This window comes from Calditrichota bacterium (genome assembly GCA_016867835.1).
Lineage (GTDB): Bacteria > Electryoneota > AABM5-125-24 > Hatepunaeales > Hatepunaeaceae > VGIQ01.
On sequence record VGIQ01000029.1, the window covers coordinates 1 to 19,832 of the forward strand.

At 58.0% G+C, this 19,832-nt stretch carries 19 protein-coding genes and 1 pseudogene; all 20 read right to left on the reverse strand.

What is annotated here, in order from left to right:
- Positions 1-247: 247 nt before the first annotated feature.
- The 20 genes and pseudogenes from FJY67_04725 to FJY67_04820 all read right to left on the reverse strand — a co-directional run bounded on the left by FJY67_04725 (position 248) and on the right by FJY67_04820 (position 19,554).
- Entirely contained in the window at positions 248-463 is a 216-nt protein-coding gene (locus FJY67_04725; GenBank protein MBM3328768.1) for a type II toxin-antitoxin system HicB family antitoxin, read from the reverse strand.
- 213 nt (positions 464-676) lie between these two features.
- Positions 677-1,051 carry a hypothetical protein gene (locus FJY67_04730; GenBank protein ID MBM3328769.1) on the reverse strand — a complete coding sequence of 125 codons (375 nt, stop codon included), beginning with the start codon at positions 1,049-1,051 and terminating at the stop codon, positions 677-679.
- A 39-nt stretch (positions 1,052-1,090) separates the two neighbouring features.
- Positions 1,091-1,351 (reverse strand): type II toxin-antitoxin system HicB family antitoxin, encoded by a 261-nt coding sequence (locus tag FJY67_04735; GenBank protein MBM3328770.1) that lies wholly within the window; start codon positions 1,349-1,351, stop codon positions 1,091-1,093.
- A 109-nt stretch (positions 1,352-1,460) separates the two neighbouring features.
- The gene (locus tag FJY67_04740) at positions 1,461-1,883 is read right to left on the reverse strand and encodes a DUF1801 domain-containing protein (protein ID MBM3328771.1); all 423 of its coding nucleotides are present in this window, start codon (positions 1,881-1,883) and stop codon (positions 1,461-1,463) included.
- Positions 1,884-2,112: 229 nt separating this feature from the next.
- Positions 2,113-2,313: a type II toxin-antitoxin system HicA family toxin gene (locus FJY67_04745; GenBank protein ID MBM3328772.1), complete on the reverse strand. Its 201-nt coding sequence runs from the start codon at positions 2,311-2,313 to the stop codon at positions 2,113-2,115.
- A 43-nt stretch (positions 2,314-2,356) separates the two neighbouring features.
- Positions 2,357-2,591, reverse strand: a pseudogene (locus FJY67_04750) (type II toxin-antitoxin system HicB family antitoxin).
- A gap of 4 nt (positions 2,592-2,595) precedes the next feature.
- Positions 2,596-4,338, reverse strand: coding sequence for a pilus assembly protein PilB (locus FJY67_04755; protein ID MBM3328773.1), 1,743 nt, complete (start codon positions 4,336-4,338; stop codon positions 2,596-2,598).
- Positions 4,339-4,647: 309 nt separating this feature from the next.
- Positions 4,648-8,097: a hypothetical protein gene (locus tag FJY67_04760; protein MBM3328774.1), complete on the reverse strand. Its 3,450-nt coding sequence runs from the start codon at positions 8,095-8,097 to the stop codon at positions 4,648-4,650.
- Between the two features lie 90 nt (positions 8,098-8,187).
- Positions 8,188-9,921: a hypothetical protein gene (locus FJY67_04765; GenBank protein ID MBM3328775.1), complete on the reverse strand. Its 1,734-nt coding sequence runs from the start codon at positions 9,919-9,921 to the stop codon at positions 8,188-8,190.
- 6 nt (positions 9,922-9,927) lie between these two features.
- Positions 9,928-11,361 (reverse strand): hypothetical protein, encoded by a 1,434-nt coding sequence (locus tag FJY67_04770; protein MBM3328776.1) that lies wholly within the window; start codon positions 11,359-11,361, stop codon positions 9,928-9,930.
- A gap of 78 nt (positions 11,362-11,439) precedes the next feature.
- Positions 11,440-12,051 (reverse strand): hypothetical protein, encoded by a 612-nt coding sequence (locus tag FJY67_04775; GenBank protein ID MBM3328777.1) that lies wholly within the window; start codon positions 12,049-12,051, stop codon positions 11,440-11,442.
- Between the two features lie 15 nt (positions 12,052-12,066).
- Positions 12,067-12,621: a hypothetical protein gene (locus tag FJY67_04780; protein ID MBM3328778.1), complete on the reverse strand. Its 555-nt coding sequence runs from the start codon at positions 12,619-12,621 to the stop codon at positions 12,067-12,069.
- A gap of 36 nt (positions 12,622-12,657) precedes the next feature.
- Positions 12,658-13,299, reverse strand: coding sequence for a hypothetical protein (locus FJY67_04785; GenBank protein MBM3328779.1), 642 nt, complete (start codon positions 13,297-13,299; stop codon positions 12,658-12,660).
- A 3-nt stretch (positions 13,300-13,302) separates the two neighbouring features.
- Positions 13,303-14,370, reverse strand: a complete 1,068-nt coding sequence (gene pilM / locus FJY67_04790; GenBank protein MBM3328780.1) for a type IV pilus assembly protein PilM — start codon at positions 14,368-14,370, stop codon at positions 13,303-13,305.
- 209 nt (positions 14,371-14,579) lie between these two features.
- Positions 14,580-16,091, reverse strand: a complete 1,512-nt coding sequence (locus FJY67_04795; protein MBM3328781.1) for a hypothetical protein — start codon at positions 16,089-16,091, stop codon at positions 14,580-14,582.
- A gap of 64 nt (positions 16,092-16,155) precedes the next feature.
- The gene (locus FJY67_04800) at positions 16,156-16,818 is read right to left on the reverse strand and encodes a hypothetical protein (GenBank protein ID MBM3328782.1); all 663 of its coding nucleotides are present in this window, start codon (positions 16,816-16,818) and stop codon (positions 16,156-16,158) included.
- A 65-nt stretch (positions 16,819-16,883) separates the two neighbouring features.
- Positions 16,884-17,378: a hypothetical protein gene (locus FJY67_04805; GenBank protein ID MBM3328783.1), complete on the reverse strand. Its 495-nt coding sequence runs from the start codon at positions 17,376-17,378 to the stop codon at positions 16,884-16,886.
- Between the two features lie 85 nt (positions 17,379-17,463).
- Positions 17,464-18,522: a type IV pilus twitching motility protein PilT gene (locus tag FJY67_04810; protein MBM3328784.1), complete on the reverse strand. Its 1,059-nt coding sequence runs from the start codon at positions 18,520-18,522 to the stop codon at positions 17,464-17,466.
- 67 nt (positions 18,523-18,589) lie between these two features.
- A complete protein-coding gene (locus tag FJY67_04815) occupies positions 18,590-19,009 on the reverse strand; it encodes a prepilin-type N-terminal cleavage/methylation domain-containing protein (GenBank protein ID MBM3328785.1) in 420 nt (139 codons plus the stop codon).
- Between the two features lie 59 nt (positions 19,010-19,068).
- Complete coding sequence (locus FJY67_04820; GenBank protein ID MBM3328786.1) at positions 19,069-19,554, reverse strand: type II secretion system protein; 486 nt, start codon at positions 19,552-19,554, stop codon at positions 19,069-19,071.
- Positions 19,555-19,832: the final 278 nt, after the last annotated feature.

Genomic DNA, 19,832 nt, shown 5'->3' on the forward strand with positions numbered 1-19,832 from the left:
GGATGCGGTCTTCGCGCCGGATGCCTTTGGCGTCAGTAACGACGTATTGGAAATTGGGCATAGGGTGCTGCTCTCTATTGGGCAGTTAGTAACGTTCGGTGTCATTCCCGCGCAGGCGGGAATCTATACTTCCTCATCATTCCAGCGAAAGCTGGAATCCGCTATCCTTTCATACCGACGGAAGTCGGTATCCAGTAGGGGCGAATCGCGTAAGGCGATTCGCCCTTCTTTTACGATCTCAACAATCCTACCAATCAATAACGGGAAGCGGCTCGCCGAGCCGATTGGTGATTAATATCCAATCCTCAATGACCTCGCGGAGTTCCTCCCTACAGGCTTCGAGCGTCGGACCATTAGCCCAACAACCGGGCAATTCCTCTACCCAGCCGAAGAAGGGATTGGGGTCTTCAATAATTTTGTAATGAGCCTTGGAAAGGGCTAATTGTATGTATTCGGTTAGCACAGTTTGTGATCATAGTTACTTCTTGTTCGCGATTGAAAAGTCAAGTTCGTTTTCCCGTAAGCAACTCGTCTGTGGTAATCCCTTCTCCGCCTTCGCTCTCGGCTTCAAGCGCCAGCGCGGCGTCGAAGAAATCCTGCCGCAAACGGCGTATTTTGTGTTAATCCGCAAGATATTCTGTTGCTTTCATGAGACAGTGGAGTTGCCTGAAGCCACTCACCTAATCATCCAATAGTATACATAACCATATTCGTTCAGATAAAACATGTGTGCTCTTCTATACACTTTGATTGCACCGTGCTCCTCTTGGAAATCAATAACTGCTTTATCATCATATGTGCGAATTGTTGCCTTCCCGGATGATGGCGATGCCCTTTGTTCGATTTGCTCATAAATGAGTATTTTTCCCCCCTTGCCATCTTCCGCAATTCTATCGGGTGGTCCCCACGCGGCAATTACCTCGGACTCATGAGCACCCATCCAAGAATCCATTATTTCGCGCTCGGATGGTTGAAAAATCAGTGCTATGAGTAAGAATATTGCAGCCAATGCTCCCACAATGGCGTATAAGTTGGCAGTTTGCTCATCCATTGAAGACTCCAGAGATATTTTCTATCGTGCCATGGATACTTAGTCGGCTCCAACAAGTTCCGGTTGCAAGTCTATGTTCAGGTCGATCCCGTCCAGCACCGGTATCTTGTCGCCTTCTTCGATTCCAAGTTGTATCCACCCCTCCAGCACTTCTTCCAACTCATCCCGACACGCTTCAAGTGTCGATCCGTTTGCCCAGACGCCGGGGAGATCGGGGATTTCGCCATAGAAGGGATTGGGATCGTCGATGATCTCATATTTCGCCCGCTTCATAGCGGCTTTGATGTAGGCGGTCAGCATTGTTTAAGGCCTATGTTGTGCCTTTGGTCTAGGTCGTCAGGTGAGGGCACCTGACAGCGTGATACTGGCGCGATGAATCGCGCCCCTACCGGGCAAAGACGGAGGCCCCTCACCAATTCTTAAGGTTAAAGTCCACCGCCGACTGGATTATTTCAGTGAGGACTTCGAGATTCACATCGGCCAGTTTGTTGATGTAGATGCAGCCCTTGCCATGCTTCACCTTGCCGAGGCGGGCGAGAAGTCCGGCATACTGAGCCGCATCGTGAGTCAAATAGAGCGTAATCTTCCCCTTGCGAAGCGCATAACCGGCATAGAACCAGTCCACTACCCGCCCGGAAGAAGGGGACTTAATCTCGACGTTGCCATAACCGATGATGCTGTCGCCCCACATCTTGGGTTCAAGTCCGGTTATCTCGCTGAAAAGGCGCAACAGGGCTTCGCCGTCCTTGCGCTGCTGGGCATCCTGAACGGTCGAGAGATACCCCAGAACGCTCATATCATTCTGTTTGGTCTTTATCTCTGCTTTAGCCAAGTGAATAGTCCTCTATAGGTGATCGCAGACATTATGCCAATTTGCATTCGAACGGACACCAATTCAGTAGGACCGACATTCTTGTCTGTCCGTCTTTCCGATTGGTGTTTAGTCATTCACGAGAACGACAGACAAGAATGTCGGTCCTACTGAACACAACTTCGCATTAGAAGATAAATGCAATCTTGGCTTATATTTCCGGCGCGGACTCCTGACGGCATATTCTCTTCTAAAGACCATTGAACGCATCAAGAAACTCGCTGCGACTTATCCCTGCCTGGGCGTATTTCACTCTCAAGGTGGATCCTTTGATGCGGTAGTGATTCGGCATGGTCAAAGGTGTCGATGTGCCATCGGAGTTGGCGCGAATCATTGCCATATGGGTGCCAGTTCTTGCAATCTCGAATCCCAAACGCCTAAGCGCGGCCATTACATCTGCTTTGGCAGCATCACGAGGAAACCGCGTGGATTACTCACACGACCGATTCGGTGACAAATGCACTTAAGAGTTGTCGGGCATGAAAGAACTTCGTAGCCAAACGTCTCTATGTGGAAACGGAGCGCCGACCGGGCATTTTCGAGCGCTTCTTCTGCGGTTTCGCCCTCCCCGACAACCACCCCCTCGACGCCCAGCGGATATGCCACATACCCGTCCTGGTGATGCTCTACGACAAACTTGATGTCTGCCCAGTTCGACCACAAAACCATTACCCTAATCGTATTCCTGCACCGTGACGCGGAGAAGTTCGCGGATCGTCGTCGTGCCGGCTGCGACCTTGCGGAGACCGGCTTCCCGCAGCGACACCATTCCGCGCCGGATGGCTTCCTCGCGGATTTCCTCCTGGTTCGCGTTGTCGAAGATCATCCGCCGGATGATCCCCTTCACCTCGAGGATCTCGAAAATGCCGGTCCGGTCGTAGTAGCCCGTGTTGCGGCAGTGGACGCAGCCTTTGCCGCGATAGAACTTGATCCCCGCGAAGCGCGCCTTCTCTTCGTCCGACATATTGAGCGCGCCCATTTCAAACTCGTCCGGATCGTATTCGTGGCGGCACTTGGTGCAGATCTTGCGCACGAGCCGTTGCGCCATCACCAGAAGCAGGCACGATCCGACCAGGAACGGTGGCACCCCGATATCGATCAGACGGGTGATCGTCGCCGGGGCGTCGTTGGCGTGCAGGGTCGTAAAGACGACGTGCCCGGTGAGGCTGAACTTCACCGCGATGTCGGCCGTTTCGCCGTCGCGGATCTCACCGATCAGCAACTTGTCCGGGTCCTGTCGAAGGATCGACCGCAGCGCCGCCGAGAAGGTGAGCCCGATCTTCGGCTTCACCTGCACCTGATTGATGCCGTTGGTATGGTATTCGACCGGGTCTTCGACGGTGGTGATGTTGTCTTCGATGGTCTTGATCTCGTTAAGCGAGGCGTAGAGCGTCGTGGACTTGCCCGACCCGGTTGGCCCCGAGACGATGATCATTCCGTAGGGCTGGATGATGTTCCGCTTGAATATCTTCAGGAACTCCGGCTCCATTCCCAATTGGGTCAGCGACCGGCTGAAGCCGGTCTTGTCAAGGAGTCGCATCACGATCTTTTCGCCATTCACCGTCGGCAGGATCGAGACGCGGACGTCCACCTCGCGGTCGGCGGCCCGGATGGAGAACCGTCCGTCCTGCGGCAGACGCTTTTCTGCGATATTGAGGCGCGAGATAATCTTGATACGGCTCACGATACCGGGATGCGCCGAGTGCGGAGGCGTCATCACCTCCTGGAGCACACCGTCGATACGATAGCGGACCGAGATGTAGTCGTCCTGCCACTCGATGTGGATGTCGGTGGCGCGCTCCTTCAAAGCGTCGGAAATGATCAGGTTGACCAGTTTGACGACCGGTGCGTCATCGATGCCGGTCTGCTCCTTGGTCATATCGACCAGGCCCTCTTCGTCGCCCTCAGCCTCGGCAAAGATCTGCAAGTCGCCGATGACATCCTTGACTTCGCCAGCCTTGCGGATGCGCACGTAGAGTTGCTCTATCGCCGAACGGATACCGCTCGGCGTCGCCAGCGCGCTCACCACCCGGCGGTCGGTCAACTTCTGGAGGTTGTCGATGGCGATAATGTCTTCCGGATCGGCCATCGCCACGAGCAACGACTGGTCCGCGAACTTATGCGCGATGAGGGTGTTTTCGCGGGCAAAAGCCTCGGGAATGACCCTCACGACTTCTTCGGGGGCTTCGAGCAACTGGTCGTTGGAGATGAACGGGATCGACATCTGCCGCGAGAGACCATTGTAGATGTTCTCCTCGACGGCGAATCCGAGCCGCATCAGGAGCGAACCGAGTCGCTCGCTGGAATATTGCTGCTCGGCGAGAGTCTTGCGGAGTTGTTCGTCCGAGATGATGCCTTCCGCAACGAGGATGTCTCCGAGGCGGTTGGCGCTGGAAAGATGCTTGGTCGCTTCCATAAGGGGTGTCTGATCTTCCTAAAGTCCGACTCCCGCCATGCGGGCGTCGTTGGTGATGGTTTTGCCGTGCGGTTATGTTATACGATTTCGCATTCAGTAGGACAGACAATCCTGTCTGTCCACTCGTGAAACTACGCGTGCTTCCAATCGGAATTGCGGACAGACAGGAATGTCTGTCCTACTACTGTCGGAGGGTGGACATTTTTGTCCGCCTTTCCTGGTTCAATGCGCTTCTTTACGGGCGCGGCGTCCGGCAGTCGCCGGACGCCGCGCCCAAGCCTTGACCCGATGACTTTACAGGTCTTTGGATCAGCCGTGCCGCGTTACGAAGAGGAATGCCGGATCGGCGGCTACATCGTTGTAGCCTTCGACAGTGGCATTGATCTGAACGGTCACTTCGAGCGTGAAGGGATCGAGGAAGAAGTCGTCCATCACGCCGCGCAGGAAGACCGTCGCAGTTCCCTGCGGCTCGTTGTTGCGGTTATCGACGAGGCCGGTCAACTTACGGGCCGGATCCGGGAAGAACTCGCGATAGTTTCGGGCCTGGAAGTCATACCACCAGAACCGTGCGCGGTTCGACGTGAAGAGGATCGGTCCGTTGTTGATCAGAATCTGGTGACCGTCCCGCAGGATCGCCCAGCAGCGGACGATCAGGTTGGGTTCGTCATCGATCATCCAGTTCTGCGGGTCGATGTTAAGGCTGATCTGTCCGTCCTGGAGCGGCAGTTTGTGCGGCCGCTCACCCATGATCACGCCATTCAAGCCCTGCACCTCAGCCGATATGGTGATGTTGTCGAACGTGTTGATGCTGTTATAGACCAGATCGGCGTAAGCCAGGCCTTGCGTCGGCGCGCCGCGGCGGCCATTGTTGCCGGTGAATCCGGGGGAAACGTTGGCGATCGGCGGATCGACGGTCAGGATCACCGGTATGCTGTTGGCTACCGGGTTGCGGTTGATGTCCCAGACGCGGGTCGAGACCTCGATCACCCAGGCGCCTCCGCCGGCGTCGTCGCCGTCGTCGTTGACGTCGATGTCCAACTGGAACGGCGGGCCTGCTACAACGGCAACATTGGAGATCGTCACCTGCACCGTGTCGCGCCGGGTAGCCGGATCGCGCCAGGTGTAAGCCCGAATTAACTTACCGCCGATACGGGTGCCGGAGTTGAGGGTTGCATTTGCCGTGCCGCCGGCGGTAACAGTCGAGTCAACTGCGCCGCGGCCGTTGATATTGCAGCCAACCGGCGGGGCTTCCTCGCGCAGCAATTCGAAGACGACGGTGTTGGCGGTCTCGACCGGATTGCCGTTGGCGTCGAAGATACGAGCCGTCAGCCGGGCGCTCTCCCTGCCGCCGCTGCCCCGGACCTGAATATTGATCGGGTCAGCCGTAAGTTCGATGGCGTTGGGAGATCCGGCTATGAACGTAACGACGACATTGCCGCTGATGACTCCCGCACCTCCCGGAAGGATATGCGTCGCCGTCACCGTCGCCGGGCCTGCAGAAACACCGGAGAAGAGCCGCGCGGTGGCGACGCCTCCCGAGTCGGTTACCGACGATGCCCCGGCGATGTTGCCCAGGTCGGTGGCGAAGTTGAGCAACTTGCCCGCCCCGACCGGATTGCCCAGGGTGTCCATCACCAGTGCGGAGATGGTCGCAAAGGTGGAGGGATCGTTGGTCGTCAGGAAGGGACGGTCGGTCGTTACGCGAATCTGCGTCGGAGCACCGGGAATCAGTTGGATCTCGACAATATTCGAGACGACTTCGTTGGAATCCGGAGGCGGATTCGTCACCGAAGCCGTCAGGTGAGCCGTTCCCACCAGGGTGCCGGCGATATATTTGGTTTCGGCTTGACCGGATGTACCGACAACCGGAACCCCGGCGCTGCTGAACCGACCTTCATCGACATCGAAGATAACGAAGGTTCCTGCGGGAGCGAAGGCTCCGTTGGCCAGCAGGCAGGTTGCTACGACGGCTGTCGAATCGCCCCGACCGGCAATCATTTGAGCCGCTCCGGCACGCAGCGATACGCTGCTGACGGGATTGCGCGGCAGAATGGTGATCTCGACCTGTGCGGTCAGACCGAGCGGGTCGTAACGTGCAGTGATCACATCCGGCACTGGATTGCCCGACTCATCGACCGAAGGGACGCCGATATCGGTGAAGACCGCCCGGGCGATGCCACTGGTGTCGGTGTTGACCGGTGAATTCACGGCACCGAAGCGCGACGTGAAGATGATCGGCTTGCCGGTCAGAACCTGTCCATCCTCATCCTTGAGGACGGCTACCAGATTGGCAAAGGTGAGGCCGTTGTCGGCGAAGATCGATCCCCGGTCGGTGGTCAGTTGCAACGTTCCGCTCAGGTCTTGCGACTGCCGCACTTCGATGCGCGCGGAGGCGGAGAGGTTCGTCCCGGCAATCGATGCCGAGATCGTCGCAATGCCCTGCTGATAGTTGTTGACGAAGACCGCCCGGGATACACCGGTGGAGTCGGTTGTGGTAATATTCGCAAGCGCGCCGAGGTCGGTGCTGTAATCAACCCGGACGTCCTTGACGCCGCGATTGAACTCATCGAGCACCGTCGCCCGGATGTTCGCCATGCCGAGGGAATCGGCCGGAAGTTGCATGAAACTGGGCGTAGCGCGAATCGAAAGCGACCGGATGCCGATCGTCTGCCGCTTCACTTCGATCCGAAGCGACTTCTCGATGAACGGACCTTCCGCATCGTCCGCCGAAGGCAGCGCGCGAGCCCGAATATCCTGGGCGCCAAAATTGCCAAGGCTGCGGAATTGGGTTGTCACCCGTCCATCGAGGTCGGTGGTGTCCCGCGCTGCGATCACGCCGAAGGTTGACCCGCCGCCGATGGGGATCGCTTCGAACGCCACCGGGGTGCCCGGAACGCCGACGCGATTGGAATCGGTAACGATCGCCTCGATGTTGATGATCATATCGACGCCTTCGGGCGCCGAGACGACCGCCGCATCGGCCAGGATGTCGATATTTGCCGGAGCCGCGACCGGGCGCACCTCGATGTTGGTGCTGGCGACCTTGATGCCGACCGAAGCGACGACCCGGCAGATACCGTAATTGCCGACGATCGAGGTGAAGCGGCGCGAAGTGCGGCCGTTCACGTCGGTCGTTCCGGTGTCGCTGTCGATCGAGCCGAGACCGGCCGGCTCAGTGCGGAAATTGACCTGCATACCCTGGAGCGCCCGACCCCCCGTATCGACGAGCGTCGCGGTCACCATCATGCTGCCGGATGATCCGGGCGGCACGGCGAGCACACCGCGGCGGCTCTCCGATTCGATGCTGAGCGTCCCCAGGATGTCATCGACGACGATGACCGACAGGGTAATCCGGTTGGTGACATTGCCCGAGCGCGCTTCGACGATCACATCGGTGGTGCGGGAGATTGAGACCGTATAGATGGCCTTCAGTTCCCCGTTGTCACTGGTCATCGTGTCCGCGGCCGACGGCCGCGAAACGGCACCCTTGTAGGGCTGCGGATTGATGATGGCGAAATCGATCTTCGCGCCGGAGACGGCTACGCCCTGCGCATCACGGGCAATGGCCGTTACTTCGGCGGTCTTGACGTCGCCGTTGAATCCGCGAATGGTGGAAGTCGTGGACCGGAGTTCGATGTAGGCCGGGCCGCCGCCGGTCGGGGGCAGTCCGGTTCCGGTCTTGTTGCTGTCGCAGCCGAGTGTCAACCCGAGGCTGACGACGACCGACAGCAGTAATGCGAACGTGACGAGTCTCTTCATTCTCTTTCTCTCCGTGGCTTCTTTTGCTTGTGCCATTTCATCCTTACATTCCCGCCGCCAGAGGGCGGCGGGCATCGCGTTGTGGTCCAATCAGAACGAACGTATCACAATCAACACCGTAGCCACCTGGGATATCGCCAGAAGGACTTCCTTCCAGGTCTCCCAAGCGCTCAACTCTCGCTTGTCGGGGATAACGATCGTATCCCCGGCTTCAATCTTAACCGATTTGCCCGGTTTCACCCAGGCGCCGCTTTCACTCTTGATAATCCGAACTGCGCCCTTATTGGCATTCCATAAATAGCCGCCGGCGGCGGCGATGTAGTCTTCCATTCGGTAACCCGGGCGCCACTGTGAATAGCCGGGCCGGGCAACCTGACCTATAATCCGGATCGTTCCTGAATAGAGAGGCACTTCGATGCGGTCGCCATCCTCAAGGACGGGGTCGAGCGCATCCCTGCTGCCTCTTAGAATCCCAACAAAGTCGGCGGTGACGACCGGTTCTTCCTGGCGCCACCGGGCTTTCACAAAGCCATATTCGACAGCGGAGAGCGTCGCCGTCTGGAGATCCCGCAACCGCTCAAACTCCCCGTCCTCAGCCAGTCCAGGGTGTGGCTGACGGACGACCCGGGCTTTCATTGTATCCGCCCATTCTGTCATACTGCCTGCCGAAGTCAACACTTCGCTCAACCTGGTGCGGCCCGGATCGATAGGATAGAAACCTGGATGTTGAACTTCACCGGAAACTTCAACCCGGTAGCGATGCCCGCTGCTCACCGTTTTCCGGACATAGATCCGGTCCTCAGCCTCGACTGCAAAGTCAGATCCACCCTGGTCGAGATTCAGTGTCGTATCGGTTCTGCCGGCTTGGACCCTGGCGTGACGAACAACCCGCACCGCGCTTCTATCGGCATTCGAGGCAACGCCTCCGGCAAGGTCGAGAATCAACCCCAACCTGTCTCCGGGAAGCCATTCGAGGAACCCCGGTTCGCCTACCGCACCCAACACCTCAACAACACCCGTAGTGCTATCGCGCATCGCCACCGAGACTCTATCACCATCGGCAAGCACCGGGTTGAACTCCCGGTCGCCGAGTTTCAGGAATCTGAGGAAGTCAACGCGGGATCGGCTGCCGTTGCGATGCTCAATAATGACGCGCCGCTTGGATGCAACCCCCGGAGCGAAGACCTGAGACCTCTCGCTCTTCGCTTCCGGCTCCGACGATCTCTGCTTCATCCCTGATTGAGGCGAGGAAGTTGGCGGCGTCGCTGTGACAAACCCGCCAGCCTGTTGGATCAATGTCGAGAGCCGCTCAACGGCCGGCAGGTCATAGAGTCCGGGGGCTTGCACTGCGCCGGCTATCGCCAGCCTTCGGGTGCGTATCCCGGTCAGCCTCAGTTCGATCCGGCTGCGGGGATAGAATACCAGTGCCGCAGATTTGAGCACACTGTCGGCTTCGGCCAACGTTCGCTCCGCCACCCGGAAGCCTCCCACCGAAGGAACCGAAACCGTTCCATCGGGTGCAACCATCAGGTCGAAGTGCAATTCGACTATGCCCCAGATGGCGAATTCCAGTTGATCGCCCGGACCGAGCCGGTATCTCCCCGGATCGATCGCTTCTTCCAAAGCAATTGGCTGTCCGGGCGTGCGAGTGCTCGGGCGGTTGATGAGCGCTTCAAGAGGATCGCGATCGACGCCACCGGGCAATTTGGCACCTTGCCCAAAGAGCGGTGCCGTGTCAAAGAACAGGGCTGCCAATAGAGGCAGCAGTCGGGTTATCAGGCAGGCCGGTCGAACGAAACCGGCCTTTAGCGACCATTCTGTCAAACGGACCTACCGATCCTCGTCATCGGTTTTGTAGTCTGTCGGAAGCGGCTGATCCTGATCGATGTTGTACTCGTCCTTGTAGCGATCATGCGTCCGCATGATCTCCGACGACTTGCCGATGTAGGTCGTGTATTCGTCATCGATAATGTGCGGCGTTACTTCGATAATCAGGTCGGTCTTGCGCATGACTTCGACGTTGTAGCGGAAGATCGATCCGATGTAGGGAATATCGCCGAAGAACGGCACCTTGTGCGTTGTCTTGTGGGCGGTGATACCCATCAAGCCGCCGAGGACGATCGACTGGTGGTTCTTCACCCGCACGGTCATACTCGACGAGCGGCGCACTACGCGCGGAATCGTCTGGTCTGGTCCGATGAACTCGAAGATCGACGACACTTCCGGCCGGATGCTCACCGTGATGAAGCCGTCGGTGTTGACCTGCGGAGTGATCGATAGTTTCGTCCCGACTTCCTCGCGCTGCACTGAGACCTGGCCGCCGATACCGCCGGAACTCGTAACGTAAGGCACAACATCGACCAGTTCGATGGTTGCCGTCCGGGAGTTCATCGTCGAGACCTTGGTGTTGGCAAGGACTTCGGCGCGGCTGTTCTTCAGAAGCCAATCGAGGGCGACTTCCCAAATCGGCATCGAGCGCTGGAAGTTGCCGATGGCGTTGACGTCGTCGAGTTTCTCGAAGGGCTGGAGTTGCGTCTGACCGCCGGTCGATTGGGTCGGAGTGCCGGAGCCTTCGTAGAGGAACATCGACGTGTTGGTCGCCAGTTTCGACCAGTTGATGCCGAGCCGCTCTTCGTCCTCAACCTGCACTTCGATAAGCCGCGCGGAGAGGGTAATCTGAAGCGACGGGCGGTCGATGTTCTGCACCACCCGCTCGATGTCGGTGATGATCTTCGGCGTGGTGATGACCAGCAACTTATTGCCGCTCTTGTCCACCTCGATCTGGGCATTGAAGTCGCCCAGGATCTTCTTGACCTCCTCAGCATCGGCATACTGCAGGGAGAGGACATAGGAGTTGAGTCCAACCTGTTCCTTCAGTTTGTCGGCTTTGGCGACAAGGAAGGAGTTGCCGACGATTTCATACGAGAGGCCGGCCGCCCGGACGACGAGGTTCATAGCCTCTTCGATGGGGGCGTCCTTGAGGTGGATGGTGATCCGTTCCTCTTTGGAAACGCCCGGCCCGGTAACGATGTTGAAGCCACTCTTGGCAGCCAGAATCGATAGGACGCTCGGCAGATAGGCATCCTCGGCATCGATGCTGACGACAGTGCGAAGGCCCGGCGCTGTCTCGGTAATCGACTTGACCGGACCCGTGCCGGCTGCCGCCGGTTGGGATGGCTGCTGAGCCGCAGCGGGCAGTGCGATGCAGAGAGTGGCACTGATCAGTAAGGAAAAAAGTTTGGGGCCCTGAAGCGTTCCGCCCATGGATCTCCTCACCCTAAGGTTTATACATTGAACTTGTTGACACGGCGGGCTGACCGCCGACAGGTGCTTAAGCGGGGTTTAGTAATTGCCCACCGGCACCTGCTTGACTTCGACGACCGGCATCTTGGCGCCTTCCATACCGTAAAGTTGCTCTTCAGCAGCCTTGGTATCGGGCGCCTTTTCGGTTACCAACGATAACCGCTCACCGCCGCGGACCACCACCATGCGATTCGCCCCGATCGATTCGACACGGTAGCGTCCTTCACCATCTCCGACGTAATCCCCCACCATGACGACCCAGTTGCGGCTCTTATAGGTAACCACCGCCGAGGGTCCCTTTTCGCTCGTCACCGTCGCCGCCAGTCGCATCTTCAGATCCGACTCGACGAGCGCCACGTTTCCGAGCATCTTCTTAATAAACGAACGGGTCTTGATGACCTCGGTCAAGTCGAGCGGATCCCTCTCCAGGGCAAACGACTCAGCCAACCGGGATCGGAGTTCCGATTCCAACTTATCGACCGTCTCCCGAAGCACCGGGTCTTCGACCCCGCGCTCCTGCCGCCGTTTCATCTCCGCGACCCAGCGCTTGACTTCCTTCTGGGTGTTCATTGTCCGCCAGGTGACGAGCCCGATGACGACCAGAAAGAGGAAGAGCAGCAGGTTGAAGAAGAGTTTATCGCGTCCTTTCACTGCTATGGTCCTTCCTTAGCGCTGTTTGATGAGGGTCAGGGTCGAAATGCGGAGCACCATATCGTGCGCCTTGTAATTGACTTTGTCATCGCGGGCTCCCGACTTCCGCACGGCATTGTCGATCTCGAACTGCTCCACCGTGATCAGCCGCTCGGACTTCTCCAACTGGTTGACGAATTTGCCCAGTTGTTCGTAAGTCGCCGAGACTGTTATGGTGTAAGGCGTCCGGACGTAGTCAAGCCGCGCCGACTTTTTGCCCGGCACCAGTTTGAGCAGTTTGATCTCGAGACTGTTCAGAATGCCGGTGATGTATTCGAGGAACGGGAGCGAAGCGTCTTCGGCGAGCGAGTCGCTCTTCGAAAGCGCCAGGTTCTTTTCGATCAGGTTGGAGACGAGATCGAGTTGCGAGTGGATGATTTGAGCGCTGATCAGTTTCTCATCGCGCAACTGAATAGTGCGATTGAGGGAGGTGATCTGCTTCGGATACTCCGGGTAGAACCACTGGTAATAGACCCAAATGGTGCCGCCGAACAGGGCCATCACGATCAGCATTGCGAGGTTTCGTTTCATCGAATGAGTTCCTGATTGGATGATGCTGTTGGACGATTAGCCGCCGCCGACGGCGCGAGCCACCGCGGATCGTCTTTCACCGGCGGAGCGTTCTCCCCGGACTGCCGCGCCTTTCTCTATCGAACAGAGCACTGAGAAGGCGAGGATCGTCTGATCTTCCACTTTCGTTTGATGCTGCTCCTTTAGTTTCATATCGACGAAGTCGTGGAAGAAGAGCGGCGAGGCGCGCAGCCGGTCGATCATCTCCTTCACTTTGTCGAACTCCTTCTCGTCCCTGCGAACGGTAGTGATCAACTTCAGAAGCAGGAGGTTATTCTTGAACTCGACATAGGTAAGCGCCATCTCCTGAGGCAGCAGTTCGCCGAGAGAGAGGAACTTCTTGGTCCAGAGGACCCGCTCACGCTCCAGTTTGGCCAGCGCCAGAACGTCTTCCTTGGAGATGTTCTTGCCGGTCTTCTTCAGCGAGTCGAGTTTGCGGTCGATGTCGCGGATGATGGCTTGTTTGGCATTCAGTATCGCCTGCACCGACTGGTGCTGACGATAACTGAAGACTGAGAGAATGACGACAGCGATGAATATGACGGTCATGGTGATGACCTCAAACCGCTTGCGCCGCCGCACCTGACGTTCGGCGATATCCTCGCCTTTGTTCAGGTTGATGGTGAACTGGGTGATCATAGGTTAGAGGTCCCCGCGGATGACGAGTCCGATCGCCGGAGCCATTTGATAGGGGTTCTCGGTATCGACCGGCACCCGGCTGTCGAGTTGGTTGAACGGATTGTAGAGTTCCATCGGCAGGTTGAACTTGTTCGACAGGTAGGTGTCGAGTCCGATCAGTGCTGCGCCGCCTCCGGTCAGGACGAAATGCGTGAAGACCGACTGGCCGGTTTCCTTCACATAGTAACGGAGCGAACGATTGATCTCGTCGCCCAACTTCTCCATCGTCGTCCGCTCTGAGATGCCGAGTCCGGCGCCGTCACCGCCCTTCCGTTCGATCTGCGGGTTCATCCCTTGAGCCTTCTTCACCTTCTCCGCTTCCTCGTAGTCGAGGCCGTAATTGCGCATCAGTTCCTCAGTGAAGGACTGACCGCCGACCGGCAGATCGCGGGTGAAGAACATATCGCGCCGGCCGAAGACCGAGAGGATCGTTCGTTTGGCGCCAATGTGGAGGAAGATGATGACTCCCTCGTCTGGGAGTTGGGAGTGGATGACGTAGGAGTTGAGGACGGCGAGCGGCTCGACGTCGATGATGCCCGGTTTGAGTTCGATCTCACGCAGGTAGTCCTGGTGCATCTCGAACGCTTTGCGGGTCGTCGCAACGAGCAGCACCCGGACCTTGTCGGATTCGCGGACATCGTCGCCCATGATCTGGTAATCGACGATGGTCTCGCTGCCGTCGAGCGGAATGTGCTTGCGCGCTTCGAGGAGCAGTCCCGAGGCCATTTCGGCTTCAGTCTGCATAACGGTGGAGATCTCCTTGGCAGCAACCTGCTGGCCGCCGATCAGCGACGAGAGGTGCTTCACCTTTTTCGGGACGATCCCCATTTCATTCAGGACCTTCATCAACTGCGGAACCGCAATCGACTTCTTCGGTCCCTCAGGGTCGTATTTCTCGCCCCCGGCGTAAAGTTCCGAGCACTTCCACTTGATGAGGCGGAAGCGGGGGCCGGCCTTTTCGACGACGGCCACCTTGATGCTGTGCGTCCCGAGATCGATGCCGATCCTCAGGTTGCTCCCCATTCCGAACATGGCGTCACCCTGTTTGGACTGCTATGGCAGCCCCCCCTTGATACGAAAATCCGAACGCGCGAAAGGTCGCAGCCGAAAGCGTGATAGAGAAAGCGATGCGAATCCTGCCGGGCGTCTCTGCTAACGGCTCCGTTCCCCTCGGGGTTCGGGAGGAAGACAGCCGGCCCTCACCGAGGCCCGATAAGGGCCGGCTGCATAGTGCGTCTCCGTCAGTTGCGCTGCGGGCGTTGCTCGCCCCAGGAGATGATGTCAAACAAGCCGTGTCCGTTCTCATCGACCGCCTCAAGATAGAAAGGAGGCGGGCGCCGGTCAAACCGGAAGTCGTAGTGGTAGGCTTTGAGATAGCCGGTCCCGATGTGATTCGAGCGGTGGACATAGCCGCGGCGCCACATCGTCACGGCGCCTTTCAAGAAAATCCAACCCCGTTCGTCGGGCGTCGGTCCCTGGTAAAGTTCCCAGTCGTCGTTCTGCCATTCGAACGTGAACCCACTCCGGTTGGGGTAGGTAATTCGTTGACCGAGCGCCACCATTCCGGCGTTGATGGCTATCGAGTGGCGGTCGTAGTTTCCGGGCTGTACCTGAACGCCGTTCTCCTTGCCGTTCTTCCAGTTGTTCTTGATGATGATGTTCCCCTCCGATACGAGACCCAGCATATGCTGCATCCCGGCTTCGTTGGGCGTCTCATCGCCGAAGAACCCGGTGCGCGGATTCGAGCCGGCATACTTGATGTCGTCAAGCAACCACATGTTGCCGGAAGAGCCGATGCTCATCTTTCCGACCACCGTCCCTTCCAATTCCACCTGACCATCGACGAAGATTGCGCCCCAGGGAATAATTGCCAGATGCATCAGCAGGCTTTCCCGCGGCGCCGATCCCAAGGGGTATTGGTAGATGTCGATCCCGCGCTCACCCCGCATCTTGATCCAGGTCATCATCCGGCCGTTGGCGTCGGCGATGAAGGGATTGGCACCGGCCCGCAGGGTGTTCGCCGTGGTCGGGAAGTTCACCTTCGGCACCCCGAACTGCGGCGGATAGGCGAAGTAGATATTCTGCGGATTGTAGTATAGGAACCGGTCTTGCGAGGTCGAAATCGGCCCGTAGAAGATCGGTGAATACTTCAGCCCGATGAAGTCGTTCGAGTGCGTCCGTCCCCAAAGCGTATCTCCCGTCCAGAACCAGATGATCTCGTTGTATCCGGTTGCTTCGAGATTGGTGAGATACATATAGTTGGCAAACGAGCGAAGCCGGGCCCTCAGCGTCGCGGTGCGGTCCACGACAGCATAGTCATTCGATGCCCGACGCCAGGGCTGGAAAAAGGTTCGCTTGTTCTGCCCCTTAAATTCGACTCGTCCGGTGGCGTAAATGTCGTAGGTGTCGGCCCGTTGGAAGACGTTTCCATCTCCCAGCGACACGACCCGTCGGACTTTGACGCCGTGCACCCGGCCGACGCCTCGCACCGGTGGCGGAGGCGGCAGCAGGACCGTTCCCTGGGGCAGGTCGGTCGGCTGTCGGGTGCGGAGATATTCGAGACCTTTGTCGATCAACCCATGCTGGGCGAGGAAGTAGGCCTGTATCGTGGCCTGCTCGTATTCCGAGTCCCACTTCTCGCTGGAAGCCCATTGCATATAGCCGAGCCCCGTAGCCACCAGCAGGGCGGTGATGACGACCGACATGATCAGGATGTTGCCGTCATCGTTGCCTGACACATTCTTCCGTGGCATAGCACGTTCTCCTCTGAGTGAAGTCATTGAACTTGAGCCTGACTGCATTGCGGCGTTCCGGCCGTCAATCGGTGATGCCCTTCTTGACGATCAGATTCTTGTTCCGCAGATAGACTCGATTGAAGTATTCGCGGGTGTAACTCCAGTTCACGTCGTCGGTGTACATGGCGTTACGGTTGTAGCGAATCTTGAAGCGAATCTCGTACGCGGCATTGGTGAATTTTGGGTCCCGCCGGAGCGCATCGGCGCGCTCCCAGCCCTCGGGCTTGGCGAACAGAGTCTCCTTGCCGTAGGGCGTTAGCGTGAACTGCTCGATCACATACGACTCGCCGCGACGCAGATTGCGGGGCGGGAAGTAAGGCTGCAGTTCCCGGTTGTTGACGATGACCCTATTTGAGCGCGTATCGACGCGCCAGTTGTTGTAGTCGAAGCGATCGTGGGAATAGGGATTAAGGAACTTCACCTGAACCCGGTGGTAGGGCGAGTTGTCCCCGCCGGCCACCTCGATGTCCACTGCATTGCGCAGATCGTGAGTCAGGTTTTCCAGGACATCGTTTCCGTACTGGTCCATCGAGCGGACGGCCCAACTCCGGTCAAGGTGTTCCCGAAAAGCCAGCATCACGATAGTGAGCCCCAAGACCATCACCGACATAATGACGACCGCGAGGGTCGCTTCGATGAAGGTCCACCCGTCTTCCCGCGCGAGCCTCTTACGTAGCGCATTCATATGCTCTCCTCCCTGGCTATCTGTTGCTCGCCTGACGATTTCGTCGTTGCTTGTCCGTGTGCGGCTTATAGTTCGGCCGCTACCATCGAGCCGAAGAGGGTGATCCTCTTCTCCTCGAATTCGCCGCGGTTATGGCCGCGCTCCTGCCAGATCACCTGGACGTTGATGTTCCAGTAATCGGTCCCGATGCCGGTGGTGTTTTGATCGACCGGCTGCAGACCGCCATACTCGACCGTGCAGTAGATGTCATCGGTCGTGGTGGCCGGATCGCCCTCGTCGAGTTTGATCCGGGGGCCGCGACCGAAGTTACCAGCCCGGGTCTGCATGTCGCTGGGGTGGAAGTCGGTGTGAATCCGACCCTGCCAGTATTCGAGATACGACCGCGCGATCGAGAGCGCCTTGCGGTAGCGCATTTGCTCGTTCAGGTGGTCATATCCGAATCCGAGCGCCTGGAACGTCCCGACGCAGGCGATCGCCACGATCATCAACCCAACCACCAGTTGGACGAAGTCGATGCTTCCACGATCGTCCCGCATCCTTGCGATGCTGTTTCTGTCCATCTTGCTTCTCCTTGATTGCATTTTCTTCTTGGCCTTGACGAACTTTGCTGTGCCCTGTTGTTGTGCCCGGTTGCAGGGGGCGAACCTATTGGTTCAGGTCCACCTCGAACAACTTCGGGTTCTCCGCTACCAACGCCGCCGTCTCGCGATCGAGCAATCCCTTGTGCATCAGGCGCTGCAAGTCCTGGTCAAGCGACTGCATGCCCGATTTGCCGCCGGACTGAATGACGGACGGAATCTGGTAGATCTTGTCCTCACGAATCAGGTTGCGCACCGCGACGTTGGCCACCATCACTTCGCAGGCGATGGTTCGCCCTTGACCGCCCTTCTTGGGGAGCAGTTTCTGAGCGATGACCGCCTCGAGCGATTCCGCGAGCATCGACCGCACCTGCGTCTTCTGCGACGCCGGGAAGATGTCGATGACGCGGTCGATGGTCTTGGCCGCCGACGAGGTGTGCAGTGTCGCAAACACGAGATGCCCCGTCTCGGCTGCGGTCAGCGCGAGCGAGATCGTCTCGAGGTCCCGCATTTCGCCGACCAGGATGACGTCCGGGTCTTCACGCAGCGCCGAGCGCAGCGCATTGGCGAAACTGTGGGTGTTGGCGCCCAACTCCCGCTGGTTGATCAGGCAGTTGCGGCTCGAATGGTAGTATTCGATCGGGTCCTCGATTGTGATGACATGCAACTCCTTATATTCATTGATATAGTCGATGCATGCCGCGAGCGAGGTCGATTTGCCGCAGCCGGTTGGGCCGGTGAAGAGTAACAGCCCGCGATCGCGCAGACTGAGATCCTTCAAGACCTCCGGCAGCCCCAGTTCCTCGAAACCGCGGATGGACGAGGGAATCACCCGGAACGCCACCCCCAAACCATTGACCTGGGAATAGACGTTGACCCGGAAGCGAGCCTTCCCGTCGAGTTTGTGCGACAGGTCGATCTCTTTCATTTCCTCCAGCCGTTCCCACTGCTCGGCGGTGAGCAGTTTCCGCAGTTCGTCCTCAAGTTCCTCCGCAGCGGGCGGGGGCAGGTTCAACTTCCGCATCCGGCCATGAATACGCACCATCGGGATCGAGCCGGTGGAGATATGCAGGTCGGATGCACCTTGATCGACCGTGTAGTCGAGCAATTCATGAAAAGACTTCACGGACCGCCCTTAGTTGTGCTTTCAGAGTTTCCGTCGAGCGCCGGTTGGACCGGCGGCTCACGCCTTTTTAGAGATCGTCGCCGGTCGGGAGACCGTAGCCCTGGAAGCGGCCGGTCTGGACATCGAAGACGACCATATGGCCCGCTCCACCCTTCATTTCGGCCGTCGAAACGGCTTCGATGTTGGTGACCGGGTTGCCAATCAGGTTGAATGACCACTGGCGCATCGTCCCTTCGTCAGGCTCGAGGTATTCCAGTTCGATCAATTCATCGATGGTGGTTGGATCGACCCCGAAGTCCTGGCGAAACATCTTGACCGAGTTGTAGATAGCGCCGATGGTCGCCTGCGCATCCGAAGCCCTGGCGCCCTGGACATACTGGATGTAGATCGGCACCGAAATGGCGGCCAGGATCGCGACGATCACGACCACCACCAGCACTTCGATCAGGGTGAACCCACTGTCCCGTCTTTTGATCCTTGGAAGCATTACTGCATCTCCTGTTGGTTTGTTGAATCCCTTGGATTCGGTTGCTGCCCTGGTTCCCTCTACCGGTCAATCGAACCGGAGGGAATCCCGTATCCTGTAAACTGACCACCTTTTTGATCCGTATCGCCCTGCCGGACGATGAGCCGGACAACCTGCCCGGCACCGCCGCGGAATTGACCGGTCGATATTGCCATAATCTCTGTTATGGGGTCGCCGTTCATATTGATGTCCCACTCGGACATCAGGCGGCTGTCCCGGCGCCAGTAACCCTTGTCGATCAGTTCGGCAACGTCAATCGGCCGGGCGCCATAGTCCTTGCGATACATTTTGGCGGCGTTGTGAATGGCAGCCATCTGGGCTTGCAGATCGGCTACCTTTACGCCCTGGACATAGCGCGCATAGAAGGGAACCGAGATGGCGGCCAGGATCGAGAGGATGACCACGACGGTCAGAATCTCGATCAGCGTGAAGCCGTGCTCCTTGCGTATCCGATAGTTAGGCATGGTTGTCGTCTCCCTGTTCTTCTCGCGGGGCCTGTGGTTCATTAAACAGATAATATACTAACGATTTTGACGGGCGCAAGTCTTTTTTGAGTGACCTGCGACACATTGATGAATGTCTTCCTCCCGATCCGGAGACCAGAGGCATAGTAAGAAACGCAATAATGATACCACCGCCTCCTCCTCCCTCTTCCGGCGCCTCTCTTTCGCGCTTGGTTCGCTCTGGACGGCACTTACCAGCGGCACAGGGAGGCTGCCTTCCCACTCAATTGTGCAATAATAGTCGCGCGCGTGCAAACAATGCACACTCGAGCGTTCCTACA